Raw genomic sequence first — 13,358 nt, 5'->3', positions numbered from 1 at the left:
CAGGCTTGACAGACGAGACAGTCTGAGGTTTTAAAGCTGGTCTATATCGCGTCAGGATGATTGATCCCCTGGTCGCACAACTTTCTTATCTATCAAGCCTCACACGTTTTCAAGCGGCTACGAAGCCGCATTGCGCTGTCGCCATCACGGAAAATCTATCCGCATCAATCTCAAACTTCACCCACACGCCGTTCGATCGCTAACAAAGCGCTACGCTAGCCGCTGCTCGGCGGCTTTACAATCCGCATCCGGAAGTTCCGGTGTCTGACTTGCCTAACTCTACTAACTCAATTTGTCTCGGTTCCCCATTTACAACCGATCGATAAATCCGCTCTTGTCGAGCCGCGGACCAAGCGTGCGTCAAGGATTCCACCGGTTCATGCGTTCAAGGTTCAATAGTTCAATAACTCATAAGCGTTCAAATCGTTCCAGGACCAGCCGCGCCGTTGCGTGATGTTTTGCGAATCTAATTGAACGTCGGCAACGCGATCATGACCGAGGACGGGCGCCGGCGCTCCGGTCGGCTTCAGCGGTGACCGCGTCGAGCGCCGCACGAATTTTCGCGAGAGCTACTTCGTCCGACATTTCCGGTGGAACCGCGAACGGCGCGCCGTAGGCAACAACGTTGCGGGAAAAAGGTTTTGGCACGAGATAGCGGTCCCAGGATCTCAGAAACAATGGCCGTGAGCTTGAAAAGCTGATCGGCAGAATCCAGGCTTTGGTCATCCGCGCTAGCCGTACGACTCCGGCCTGAACGACTCGGGCGGGTCCTTGAGGGCCGTCCACGGTGAGAGCCGCGTTATGCCCCAAGCGTACCTTGCGGACCATGTGGCGCAAAGCTTCGCTTCCCCCGCGTGTAGTCGACCCGCGCGTCACTATATAACCGTGGCTTTCAAGCCAGCACCCGATGATACTGCCGTCCCTCGACTTGGAAGCCATGGTGACCATGTTTTCGTTTCGATGCGCATCGATGACCAGAAACATGCGGCCGTGCCAAAGGGCTAAGAGAATAGGCACGCGACGGGCCTTCAGATCCGAATAGTACCGGCTGTTTATCAGCTCGACGCGCAAGGTTGTGCGCAGCAGCGCTGTGCTGATTCCGAGCAAGTGAGTAAGAAATGTCAAACGAGTCACGTTAGTATCCTTAACGGCTACATTAGTTTAATTCAACACGCCAGACTGTTTTCTCCTTCATTACTCCATGCTCCGCGCCTTGCGCACGCTGACGAGAATTCCGGGGACACAATACTAATTTTTTCTTGACTGAAGGCATTGGGCTCGACTAGGGTTTGCGCATGGCGCGAATATCCAGGGTTGTAGCGTCTGGTTAACCGATCTAATACAACAGACTAAGACTGAAGATGCGTAGACACACGAGGCCGAGTGGCAAACTTCTGCCGGGAGGACTCGCGCTTATTCACGAAGACCGAGATATTATCGTGGTGGATAAACCGGCGGGCCTGTTGACCATCGGCACGGATCGCGAGAAATCGCGCACGGCGCACTTCATTCTCAACGACTACGTTCGCAAGGGCGTGGCGAAATCTCGCAATCGGGTTTTCGTCGTGCATCGGCTCGACCGCGAGACTTCGGGCGTGCTGATCTTTGCCAAAAGCGAAGAGGTGAAATTTAAATTGCAGAGCCAGTGGTCGGACACCAAGAAAACCTATCTCGCCATCGTCCATGGCCGCTGCGAGAAACGCGATGGAACCCTTAGTTCCTATCTGGCGGAGAACCAAGCTTATAGCGTGTACGAAACCAAAGACCCGCGTAAGGGCAAGCTGGCGCACACCGCTTACAAAGTTATCAAAGAGACCCGAGACTTTTCGTTGCTGGAAATCAATCTGTTGACCGGCCGCAAGCATCAGATCCGCGTGCATCTCACCGGCATCGGCCATCCGGTGGTCGGCGACGATCGATATGGGAAAGAACCCAAACGCCACCAACGTCTAGCGCTGCACGCCCGATCGATTTCATTCAACCATCCCTTCACGGGCGAGCGGATGACGTGCGAAACGAAAGTACCGCCATTTTTTGAAACGCTAGTCGGCCGTTGGGAGACGACACCTGGCGTGTGAACAAGACATATTCTGTCCACTCCGCAACTTCTGCATTCTGACTCCTGTCCCGAATTCAACTTGTCTTTCCCCCCCGCCCTGTGTAGCTTGAGGACAAATTTTTCCGGAGGTCACCCATGCAACTTCCGCCCATCGCCGCCACCACCATCGGCAGCTTCCCGCGCCCCAGTTGGTTGGCGCAGAACGACCGCAGCCGCGCCGTGTTTCGTATCGAAGGGGCGGAACTCAAACAAGCGCAGGATGACGCCACGGTGCTGAGCATTCACAATCAAGAGCGCATCGGCCTCGACCTGCTTTCCGATGGCGAACAGCGGCGCACGGGATTTATCAATCATGTGCTCGCTTCCTTCGACGGTATCGATCTCGAACATGAAGCGGTGAAGACGATTTATCGCCGGCGCGAGCAACCGCGCCCGGTGCCGCGCATCGTCGGCAAGATCAAGCGGCGTAAACCAGCCATCGTCGAGGACGTTAAGTTCGCCAAGGCGCAGACCGACAAGCCGATCAAGATGGACGTGCCCGGACCGATGACGATCGTCGACAGCACCCTGGACGAGTTCTACAAAGGCGACGAAGCGGCGATGGCGATGGATGCCGCGGCAGCGATCAACGAAGAACTCCGCGACCTGCAAGCCGCCGGCTGCGATGTGTTGGAAATCGACGAGCCGGCCATGACGCGCTATCACGAAAAAGTTTTCGCCTACGGCGCCAAGGCGCTGGACCGCTGTCTCGAAGGGATCACGATACCGACGATGGTTCATCTCTGCTACGGCTATCCCGGCGGCAACCCCAATCGGCAGCATGAGTATGAATATCCCGAGTTGTTGGAAGAGTTGATGAAAACCAGGATCGGCGGCTTCGGCGTCGAGTTCGCCCGCAGTAATTACGATCCGGCAGTGCTGAGCATCGCCAAGGGCCGCATCGTCATGTTCGGCTGCGTCGATCCTAGCGACGCGCCGCTGCCGTCGGTCAAGCAAGTCGCCGACCGCGTGCGCACGGCGTTGAAATACATTGAACCGAAAAATCTCTGGCTCGCACCCGACTGCGGCTTGATGACGATCACGCGAGAACTGGCCAACGCTAAAGCAAAGCTGCTCGTCGACGTGGCGAATGAGGTACGGAAGACTCTCTGACAGCGATAAAAGTAAAACTCCATCATCGAACGATTCGCCTCGATGGCTCGTAAATCAGCTAGGAAAAAATCGCCGAAGCACCTTCCGCTCTGCCCTGAGTGCGAATCGCGTTCCGTCGTGCCGATCATCCACGGCATCCCGACCAAGACGCAACAAAAAGCGATCGAGCAAGGAAAAGCCATGATCGCCGACCGCGAAGAATGGGAAGGCATGTCCGAATGGTACTGTAAAAGTTGCGGCTGCGACTGGAGCCGCCACTCGCGCCGCTTCAAAAAACCCGGCGGCGTGAACGCCACGCGGGGATGACAAGGCAATTTCATTTCTGCTAGATTCCTCGCAAAAGCTACACCTTACGGAGGCACGTCGTGGTTACAACCGAATCCGATCCGTTGTCCCTTCTTCCAGCGCAGGTTGCCAGCGTGTTGAAGGAATTCATTGAAGCGGCGCAATCCGTCTTCGCGCAAGATCTCAAGTCGATCGTTCTTTTCGGCAGCGCCGCCGAGGGTCGACTGCGCGCAACCTCCGATGTCAACGTCATGCTCCTGCTAACAACATTCGATGCCAGCCGCGCCGAAACCCTGCGCCAACCGCTGCGGGTCGCCCAAGCGGCGATCCGCTTGAGTCCGATGTTCATTACCGACTCCGAGCTGCCGGCCGCGGTTACTGCTTTCGCCGAAAAATTCTCCGACATTCTGCGCCGCCGCAAGATCCTATTCGGCACCGACCCCTTTGTCGGCATCACGATTCCACGCGAAGTCGTCATTGCGCGACTCGATCAGGTGCTTTTGAATCTGGTTCTGCGCTTGCGCGAAGCCTATGTCATGCGTGGCCTGCGCGAGGAACAGTTGGCGCTAGCCGTAGCCGAAGCGGCGGGACCGCTACGCTCCACCGCAGCGACGCTGCTGGAGTTACAAGGCTAGTCGATCCAGTCCGGCAAAGAAGCTCTCGAAAACGTTATCAAGCATTCGCCGCACAAAGAATGGAATGAAGTGTTGTCACGACTCTCTGAGGCGCGCGAATCACGACTTTTGCCCCCAGGCGTCGCCGGCATCACACTGCTGCGCTTGATTGAAATCGCCGCTGCTCTCCGGATTGAAATCGGTCGATTAGGATAACCTAATGGACAACCCCTTCGAGCTTACCGGTCCGCAGTTCTTAGTTTTTTACCTGATGGTCGGCACCGTCGTCCTTTTCGGCCACTATCTCCTACGGCGATTCGTCGAATCCGGACCGTCGCCGCGGATTGATTACTCCGATCCCTATTTGCTCGCATACCTGCGCGGCGGCGAGATCGAAACGATGCGGGTTGCCGTGGTCTCACTCATCGACCGTCGACTTTTAAAATTTGACGGTTATCACATAAGTCTAGAGAGCGACAAAGCCATCGATTTGGTTCGCCGCCCAGTAGAGGCCGCAGTACTGCGCCGAGCCCAAGCAGCGACCGGCCTGTCCGTTTTTTTTGACAGTCGCACAATCAGAGAGAACACAACCGAATACAAGCAAACCCTTGAGCAACTTCACCTACTCCCGGATAAAGATATTGCTCGAACGCGCAAGCTACTGCTCTAGTTCGCGGTAGCGGTATTGCTGAGCTTCGCCCTTGGTAGCATCGGCGCTGCGGCGCTACGAGGACGACACAACGTACTCTTTCTCGCGCTTCTTGCCGCGCTCTTTTGCTACCTAGCCGTCAAACAACATAACCCTTTCCGCACTGCCCGTGGCGATGTCTTGTTGGCCGACATTCAGACGCTCTTCCAGTCGTTGAAAAATCGCGCATCCATGATCATGCCCGGCGGCGCGACTGGTGAAGCGGCTTTGCTCATGGCGGTATTTGGCATTAGCGCTTTGCCAGTCACGAAGTTTTCCGCCGCGCGTCAATTTGTAGAACGGCGCAGGTCTTCGTCTACGACAGGTTCTGGTTCTCACGGATACGGTCATGGCTGTTCTTCATCATGCTCTAGCAGCTCCTGCGGTGGGGGTGGTAGCGGCTGCGGTGGCGGAGGTGGCTGTGGCGGCGGTAGCTAAATCATGAAAGATCGCTTTGGCTTCGGCTGGCGGCCGGAACTTGCCGCGGGAATTTTGACCCATCTCGAGAAGATCGATATCGTCGAAGTGATCGCCGACGACTATTTCGCGGCGCCGAGAAAAATCCGCCGGGCGCTGACGACTTTGGCGAAGCAAGTCCCGGTGGCGCTGCATGGCGTCACATTAGGTCTCGCTTCGGCTGTGCCAGTTGAACGGCAACGTTTGGAACGAACCGCCAAACTCATCGATGAAGTGCAGCCGGAATTCTGGTCCGAACATCTGGCCTTCGTGCGCGGCGGCAGCATAGAGATCGGCCATCTCGCCGCGCCGCCTCGAACCGCGGCGACCATCGCTGGCGCCGCGGGCAATCTAGCAATGGCGAAATCGATTACCGGCGCGGCACCGATGGTCGAAAACATCGCGACTTTGATAGATCCGCCAGGCAGCGCCCTGAGCGAAGTAGATTGGACAGTTGAGGTTCTCGCGGCTGCGAACTGTCCTATGCTTCTCGACCTGCACAACCTTTATGCCAACTCGGCTAATTTCGGTTTCGATGCCTACGACTACATAGACCGTTTACCCCAAGAACGCATTCACGCCATTCATCTCGCCGGTGGCCGCTGGATCACGGCAAAATCGACTCATGAGCGCCGCTTGCTCGACGATCATTTGCACGACGTTCCCGATGAAGGGTATGCACTCTTAGCCCATGTCGGTCGTCGGGCCGATCACGAGCTGACCGTCATTCTCGAACGTGACGGCCGCTATCCACCCATCGAAGTACTGCTGACACAACTCAACCGCGCGCGGCATGTCCTAGCCTTGGCTCGCAACGAGATAACAACGGAGGCCGCATGAGTCCGCAACGATTGGAAGCCTTCTTGGCCCAGCTCTACGTCGACGAACTAGCGCGTCAACGGTTTCTCGACAATCCGCGTGGCGCAGCGATGGACGCCGGGCTCAGCGAAGCGGATTGCATAGCACTTGAAACTATCGACCTCGTCGGCCTCGAACTAGCCAGCGACAGTTACGCCAAGAAGCGCGCCGGTCGCATCATTAATAGCCTTCCCTATCGACTGTCCCAGTGGTTTCGCCGAAACTGTTTCTGCGCTAGAAACGGCTTATCTCGGCAGATTATCGAAGGGAGCGAGAGACGATCATGATGAAAGCAAGCTGGCTAGTTGTAATCGCTGCGACATGGTTTAGCACAAGCCAGGCATTCGCCGCCGAAACCAAAGCGCCATGGCAACTTGAGTGGGAGAAAACCGTCGAAGCCGCCAAGAAAGAAGGCAAGTTGGTGGCGGCGATACCGGCGAGCGCGGAGTTGCGCAAAGCTATAGGAGAAGTATTTCCCAAACGCTTTCCCGGCATCGAACTCGATCTCACCAACGCGCGCGGGCCGTCCAACGCCGCCAAGATCGCCGCCGAGCATGCCGCCGGCGTGCGCGACTTCGATCTTTTGATCAGCGGCACCTCGACGCCGTTCAATCTGCCCAACGCCGGGATTCTCGAACCGGCCGAGCCGCTGCTGATTCTCCCCGAAGTCAAAGATCCCAAGCGCTGGTTCGGCGGCCACGTCTGGCTCGACAACGCGAAAAAGTATATCTACGCCTTTCAGGTCTACCAGTCGGAAAATATTTGGCACAACCCGACGCTGATGAAAGCCGACGAAGTGCGCTCCTACGACGATCTGTTGAATCCGAAATGGAAAGGCAAGATCGGCATTCTCGATCCGCGTTCGCCGGGGGCCGGCACGGCGACCTGGGCATTTTTTCTAAAGATCAAAGGCGAAGAATTTTTGAAAAGATTGGCCGCCCAGGAAATGTTCTTGTCGCGCGATCAACGCCAACTCGCCGACAGCCTCGCCAAAGGCAAAACCGCCGTCACCATCGGCCTCACCTATTACACCTTCGCACCGTTTTTGAAGGCCGGCCTGCCGGTCAAACCGCTGCCCTACATGAAAGAAGGCACCTACACCAGTTGCGGCAGCAGTGCTACATCCATCGTAAAAAATTCATCCCATCCGAACGCGGCAAAAGTTTTTATCAACTGGCTGTTCAGCAAAGAGGGCCAAGAAATCTACGGCAAGGCGATGGGCCAAGCGACGCGCCGTATCGATGTCGACACCAAATGGATGGTCGCCCATGGCGTGCGCGGATCGAAAGATTTTCTCACCGTCGAAGAAAACAATCGCTTGGAAAACTACGGCGAAGACACGATCAACACCTATTGGGCCAAGTCGGCGAAGATCGCCGAGGAAGTATTCAAATAGTCAGCTAATATGACATCGCTCAACTTTCTCAGGAATTCTTTGCACCGCGAAGGCACGAAGAGCACGAAGTAGGGGCAAGGCGTGCCTTGCCCTTCCGAGAAAAACCTTCGTGTCCTTCGCGCCTTCGTCGTGGGACACTCTGACAAAAAAAGGCAGAAAGCATGTCGCACATAATAACGACCTTCGCGCTCTCCTGCCTCTTGTCACTCTCGGCGCAACAGCTGTTAGCCGGCGAGGCGCAACAGGCATGGCAAAGCGAATGGAACAAAACCATCGAAGCGGCCAAGAAGGAAGGCAAAGTAGTGGCGGCGTTACCCAACAGCGCCGACACCCGAAAAAATATCGGCGAGGCCTTCGCCAAGCGCTTTCCCGGCATCGAACTGGAAATGTCCAACGCGCGCGGTCCGACCAACGCCGCCAAGATCGCCGCTGAACATGCCGCCGGCGTGCGCGACTTCGATCTATTGATCAGCGGCACGTCGACACCGTTCAACTTGCTCAACGCCGGCATTCTCGATGCCATCGAGCCGCTGTTTATTTTGCCCCAGGTCAAAGATCCCAAGCGCTGGTTCGGCGGCCATGTCTGGCTCGACAGCCTCAAACGTTTCGTCTACGGCTTCCAAGCCTTTCAGTCGGACAACTTTTGGCACAACACGACAATGTTGAATCCCGACGACCTACGCTCCTACGACGAATTGTTACTGCTAAAATGGAAAGGCAAGATCGGTTATCTCGATCCGCGCTCCGGCGGCGGCGGCAGCGCTACTTGGGCATTTATGCTCAAGATCAAAGGCGAAGAATTCCTGCGCAAGCTCGCCGGGCAAGATCTGCTGCTGTCGCGCGACCAACGCCAGCTCGCCGACATGTTGGCGAAAGGCAAAGTGCCGGTCACCATCGGTCTCTCCTATTACACCTTCGCGCCGTTTCTCAAAGCCGGACTACCGATCAAACCGCTGCCCGACATGAAAGAAGGCAGCTACACCAGTTGCGGCAGCGGCGCGCTCACCGTGGTGAAGAATTCGCTCCATCCCAACGCCACTAAAATTTTCATCAACTGGCTGCTCAGCAAAGAAGGCCAAGATATTTACAGCAAATCGATGGGCCAGGCGACGCGGCGCTTGGATGTCGACACCAAAGCGTTGGCGGAAATCGGCTCCCGCGCCAGCAAAGACTTCGTCAGCGCCGAAGAAAGTAACCGCATGGAAAACTACACGGAAGAAACCGTCAACAAATACTGGGCGCGCAGCCGAAAAATCGCCGAAGATTTTCTCAAGTAGCAGACAATGCCCACATGCTCGCATATTTCGCCATTCACGATTCTCCTGTAGGGGCGGACCGATGTGTCCGCCCTCCCCGTCATTTCCGCGACGGCGAAAATGACGGACGAGGTAATCCCATGATGCGAACGACAATGTTTATTTTCACAATCCTATTTCTTGCCGCGCTGCTGGCCAATCAACTCTTCGCCGCCGAAACCAAACCGGCTGGGCAATCCGAATGGGACAAAACCGTCGAGGCGGCCAGGAAGGAAGGCAGAGTCGTCGCCGGCATTCCCGCCAGCGCCGAGCTGCGCAAAGCGCTCGATGAAACTTTCAGCAAACGCTTTCCCGGCATCGAAATCGAACTCGCCACCGGTCGGGGGCCGGCCAACGCCGGCAAGATCGCCGCCGAACATGCCGCCGGCGTGCGCTACTTCGATCTGCTCGTCAGCGGCTCGTTGACGCCGCTGAATCTGTTGAACGCGAGAATTCTCGAAGCCATCGAACCGTTGCTGATCCTACCGGAAGTTAAAGAAGCGAAACGGTGGTACGGCGGCCATGTCTGGGCCGACAACGCCAAGAAATTTCTCTACTCGTTTCAAGCCTATCAGTCGGAAAACTCATGGTACAACACGCAGCAGTTGAAAGCCGACGAATACCGCGGTTTCGACGATCTACTAAACCCGAAATGGAAAGGCAAGATCGCCATCCTCGACCCGCGCTCCGCCGGCGGCGGCACCTCGAGCTGGAGTTTCTTTTACAAAGTGAAGGGCGAAGAGTTTTTGCGCAAACTGGCGGGCCAAGAACTGACGCTATCGCGCGACCAGCGGCTACTTGGCGAAGGCCTCGCCAAGGGGCGCTACACCATCACCATCGGCCTCACCTACTATACGCTGGCGCCGTTCATCAAAGCCAACCTGCCGATCAAACCGCTGCCGGAAGCCAAGGAAGGCAGTTATACCAGCAGCGGCAGCGGCGCGTTATCGGTGGTGAAAAATTCCAGCCATCCCAACGCCACCAAAGTTATTGTCAATTGGCTGCTCAGCAAAGAAGGTCAAGAGACCTACGGTAAAGCGATGGGCCAAGCGACCAGGAGACTCGACGTCGACACCAAGTGGCTGATGGAATTCGGCACCCGCGCGTCAAAAGATTTTTTGAGCTTCGAAGAAAATCAAAAGCGAGAAAACTCCAGCGAAGAAGTGCTCACCCAACTCTGGCCCAAAGCGATCAAGCTCGCCAATGACCTGCTGCATTAGCGGCGAAATATTTTTCGCCCCTACGGGAGAAGACGTTTAACCACAAAAAACACGAAACCCACGAAAAGGTTAAGAATCTAAATTTCTTCCTTTCGTGCTTTTCGTGTATTTCGTGGTTATTCCCCTTCTCTTCTTTTTTCCGACCTCGCGCCGCTGCGGTACGAGACTAAGATTCGCCCAGCTCCATCACCAGATGGCCAAAACTATTCACCGCAACTTTATCGCCGGGCTCGACGATGGTCGTCGACGCCACCTCTTCGATGATCGCCGGTCCGTGGATAACGTTGCCGTGAAGTAATTGCGCGCGATCGAATACCGCCGCGGCCAGCGCGCCGACGCCTTCAAAATTCACCGCCCGTTCGCCGCGCCGCGCGTTGGCCGGCGGCGACACCTCACCTTTGGCGATTAGCGGAAACTCCGGTTTGTTCAATCGACCGATGGCCGACACGCGTAGGCTGACGATGTCGGCGGACTCTTCCGGTGCGCTATGACTGTAGCGAAGGTCGTGGGCTTCGTCGAAGCGCCGCTTCACTTCGGCGCGCGCCGCTTCGTCACCTACGAACGCCGGCATGCGCACCGCCACCGCGTGTTCCTGACCGACGTAGCGCATATCGGCGGCGCGCTCAAAGACGATGCGATCGGTGGAGATGCCGGATTCCTCCAACGCCTTGCGCCCTTCGGTTTCGAGTTTTTGAAACTGCGCTTCCAGCGCGCTCATATCGAGATCGTCCATGCGCTCGAACAGCGTCTGCACATAATCGCGGCGCAAATCGGCCATGAGCATGCCGAGCGCGGAGAAATGACCCGGCGCGTTGGGAATAATGATCTTGCCAATCGACAATTCCTTCGCGACCGATGCCGAATGCAGCGGCCCGCCGCCGCCGTAAGCGACCAGCGTGAAGTCGCGCGGATCGAGACCGCGCTCCAAAGTCACATGGCGCACCGCGTTGGCCATCGCCGAAGTCGCCACTTGCAACATGCCCGCCGCGGCGCGTTCTAACGAAACATTCAGTGGCACTGCGAGACAATCGCGCAAAGATTTCTCCGCCGCAGCGCGATCGAGACGCATCTCGCCGCCGAGAAAATTTTCCGGCGACAGCCGGCCGAGAATCACGTTGGCATCGGTCACCGTCGGCTCGCTACCGCCACGGCCGTAACTCGCCGGACCGGGCTCGGCGCCGGCGCTGCGTGGACCGACGTGCAACCCGCCGCCTTCATCCAAATACGCGATGCTGCCGCCGCCGGTGCCGACTTCGACGATGTCGAGCACGGGAATGCGGATCGCCAAGCCTTCGTTGTAGCCGCCGATAAAATAATCCGGCGACAAACTCGGCTCGCCGCGCCTGATGACGCACGCCTTGGCCGTCGTGCCGCCCATGTCGAAGGCGATCGCCGCTTCGAGATCGAGTAACTCGCACAGCGCCATGGTGCCGACCACGCCGCCCGCCGGTCCCGATTCCATCATCTGAATACATTGCCGACGCGCCATCTCGACGTCGGATAACCCGCCGTTGGACTGCATGATCATCAAGTTGCCGGCAAATTTTTTATCGTGTAAACGCCGCTCAAGATCGCCGAGATATTGGCTGACAATCGGCCCGACGTAGGCATTGGCCGCTACCGTCGAAGTCCGCTCGTACTCGCGATACTCGCGCGACAGCTCGTGCGAGACGCTGACGAACAACTTCGGCTCGCTGGCGAGAAGGATCTCGCGCATGCGCAGCTCATGCTCCGGCGCGCGGTAGGAGTGGAGAAACAAAACCGCCACCGCCTCAAAGCTTTCCTCTTTAATAATTCGCGCGACTTCCCGCGCCTCGTTTTCATCGAACGGCGTGCGCACCGAACCGTCGGCGAGCATGCGCTCGCTCACTTCGAAAACATCTTCCCGCGGCACCAGCGGCCGGTGCTTGCGAAAGCGCGGATTGAAAGATTCCGGCCGATTGATCCGGCCAATCTCGTACACGTCGCGAAATCCTTTGGTCGTCACCAGCGCCGTCTTCGCCCCCTTGCGCTCGATCACCGCGTTGACAACGACAGTCGACCCGTGAATCAACGTCGTCATCTCCTCGAAGCGCACCGCCGCTTTGATCAAGCCATCGAGAACGCCGCGGGCCAACTCCGTTGGCGTCGACAAAGTTTTAGCCAGCGACAGATCGCGCCGCCCTTCATCGAACACCACCACGTCGGTGAATGTCCCGCCTATATCGACTGCTACACGCATTTCTTCGCTCCGCCCAGAATCTCAAATTGCAGTTCCAGATTTCAAATCCGCTAATATCTTTTTGGAATCTGGGATTTGCAATCTGTAATGCCGAAGGCCTAGCCGCACCGATGATTCGCCAGATACTCACCCAGCCATTTATTCCACGCCAGATCGATCTCATGCAATGCCAGCGCGTGCGCCTCCGCCCCTGCCGCCTCGTCAAGCAGTGCCGCCACACGGAGGTCGACGTTGGCCAGATGGGGATCGGCGCAGAAATTCGCGCGCACGATTAACACGCCTTCAGATTGCAACTCGCTCAGCGCCTGCTCCATTTCATCTTTACCAAGATTGAAGCGCCGCAACGCCGCTGTAACTTCGGTCATGAAGCGGGCTTTGTTCACCGGCCGGCGCAACACATCGATAACCGCCTGTTTCGCGGTAGTCATTGGCGCATTCATTTCTTCGTTCATTGAAAACTCCGAGAGACGCTACTTCTCGAGCGACGCTAACTGGCGATCATGAAGTCCACTTAGAAACACCAAGGCTAACACCGCACCGGTGAGCGCCATCGCCATGTCCGACTGGGTGTCCCAGATGTAGCCTTGGCTGCCGAGAAAACTATTCGCGGAGTCGCCGGTGGTCACCGCCATGGCCCATTCGAACAGCTCGTACAAGGCGCTAAATGCCAAACAGATGGAGATCACGAACAGGTTGAGCCAGCGGCGGCCATTAACAGCCGCATGCCGCAGCAAAATTTCCCGCGCCAGGATTGCCGGTACGAAGCCCTGGGCGAAGTGGCCGAGTTTGTCGTAATTATTTCTCTGCCAGCCGAAAAAATCGCGGATGAACTTGAATGTGTCGACTTTCTCGTAGCTATAGTGCGCGCCGACGAACAAGATCAGACAGTGAACTAGAATCAGCGTATAGGCGAGCGATGTCAGCGGGAAACTTTTGCGAGTCCAAATCAGAATCGCGAACACGATCAACGCCGGCGCGGCTTCGAGAATCCAGGTGAAATAATCCAGCGGCGCGACCACCGACCAGAGGAGCGCGGCGAAATAGATCGCCAACCAAATGAACAGCTTCATGAAGAGTCCGCCAAATCGGCTGCGGCAAACTATAGCGCGACATG

General features: G+C 56.9%; 14 protein-coding genes. 10 read left to right on the top strand and 4 right to left on the bottom strand.

What is annotated here, in order from left to right; all coding sequences use genetic code 11:
- Positions 1–489: 489 nt before the first annotated feature.
- Positions 490–1,134, bottom strand: a complete 645-nt coding sequence (locus EXR70_09220; GenBank protein MSP38656.1) for a DUF374 domain-containing protein — start codon at positions 1,132–1,134, stop codon at positions 490–492.
- Between the two features lie 227 nt (positions 1,135–1,361).
- Here EXR70_09220 and EXR70_09215 point away from each other — a divergent pair, with 227 nt between their 5' ends.
- The 10 genes from EXR70_09215 to EXR70_09170 all read left to right on the top strand — a co-directional run bounded on the left by EXR70_09215 (position 1,362) and on the right by EXR70_09170 (position 10,023).
- Entirely contained in the window at positions 1,362–2,078 is a 717-nt protein-coding gene (locus tag EXR70_09215) for an RluA family pseudouridine synthase (GenBank protein ID MSP38655.1), read from the top strand.
- 116 nt (positions 2,079–2,194) lie between these two features.
- Positions 2,195–3,211 (top strand): hypothetical protein, encoded by a 1,017-nt coding sequence (locus tag EXR70_09210; protein ID MSP38654.1) that lies wholly within the window; start codon positions 2,195–2,197, stop codon positions 3,209–3,211.
- 117 nt (positions 3,212–3,328) lie between these two features.
- Complete coding sequence (locus tag EXR70_09205; protein ID MSP38653.1) at positions 3,329–3,517, top strand: hypothetical protein; 189 nt, start codon at positions 3,329–3,331, stop codon at positions 3,515–3,517.
- 59 nt (positions 3,518–3,576) lie between these two features.
- Positions 3,577–4,131: a nucleotidyltransferase domain-containing protein gene (locus EXR70_09200; protein MSP38652.1), complete on the top strand. Its 555-nt coding sequence runs from the start codon at positions 3,577–3,579 to the stop codon at positions 4,129–4,131.
- 199 nt (positions 4,132–4,330) lie between these two features.
- Positions 4,331–4,780 carry a TIGR04222 domain-containing membrane protein gene (locus EXR70_09195; protein ID MSP38651.1) on the top strand — a complete coding sequence of 150 codons (450 nt, stop codon included), beginning with the start codon at positions 4,331–4,333 and terminating at the stop codon, positions 4,778–4,780.
- Between the two features lie 459 nt (positions 4,781–5,239).
- The gene (locus tag EXR70_09190; GenBank protein MSP38650.1) at positions 5,240–6,094 is read left to right on the top strand and encodes a DUF692 domain-containing protein; all 855 of its coding nucleotides are present in this window, start codon (positions 5,240–5,242) and stop codon (positions 6,092–6,094) included.
- Positions 6,091–6,399 (top strand): hypothetical protein, encoded by a 309-nt coding sequence (locus EXR70_09185; GenBank protein ID MSP38649.1) that lies wholly within the window; start codon positions 6,091–6,093, stop codon positions 6,397–6,399. The genes EXR70_09190 and EXR70_09185 overlap by 4 nt, the downstream gene beginning before the upstream one ends.
- Positions 6,396–7,508 carry an extracellular solute-binding protein gene (locus EXR70_09180; GenBank protein ID MSP38648.1) on the top strand — a complete coding sequence of 371 codons (1,113 nt, stop codon included), beginning with the start codon at positions 6,396–6,398 and terminating at the stop codon, positions 7,506–7,508. Before EXR70_09185 ends, EXR70_09180 begins: the two co-directional genes overlap by 4 nt.
- Before the next feature lie 161 nt (positions 7,509–7,669).
- Positions 7,670–8,785: an extracellular solute-binding protein gene (locus EXR70_09175; protein MSP38647.1), complete on the top strand. Its 1,116-nt coding sequence runs from the start codon at positions 7,670–7,672 to the stop codon at positions 8,783–8,785.
- Between the two features lie 14 nt (positions 8,786–8,799).
- Entirely contained in the window at positions 8,800–10,023 is a 1,224-nt protein-coding gene (locus tag EXR70_09170; GenBank protein ID MSP38646.1) for an extracellular solute-binding protein, read from the top strand.
- A 166-nt stretch (positions 10,024–10,189) separates the two neighbouring features.
- Here EXR70_09170 and EXR70_09165 read toward each other — a convergent pair whose 3' ends face one another.
- From EXR70_09165 to EXR70_09155, 3 genes are all read right to left on the bottom strand, one after another.
- Positions 10,190–12,244, bottom strand: a complete 2,055-nt coding sequence (locus EXR70_09165) for a hydantoinase/oxoprolinase family protein (protein MSP38645.1) — start codon at positions 12,242–12,244, stop codon at positions 10,190–10,192.
- A 98-nt stretch (positions 12,245–12,342) separates the two neighbouring features.
- On the bottom strand, positions 12,343–12,672 hold the full coding sequence (locus EXR70_09160; GenBank protein ID MSP38644.1) for a hypothetical protein: 330 nt from the start codon (positions 12,670–12,672) through the stop codon (positions 12,343–12,345).
- Positions 12,673–12,714: 42 nt separating this feature from the next.
- Positions 12,715–13,314: a DUF2238 domain-containing protein gene (locus tag EXR70_09155; protein ID MSP38643.1), complete on the bottom strand. Its 600-nt coding sequence runs from the start codon at positions 13,312–13,314 to the stop codon at positions 12,715–12,717.
- Positions 13,315–13,358: the final 44 nt, after the last annotated feature.

It is taken from the genome of Deltaproteobacteria bacterium, from assembly GCA_009692615.1.
GTDB lineage: Bacteria > Desulfobacterota > Binatia > UBA9968 > UBA9968 > DP-20.
The sequence above is the reverse complement of the archived record's forward strand: the minus strand, read 5'-3'. Positions and strand labels throughout refer to the sequence as shown.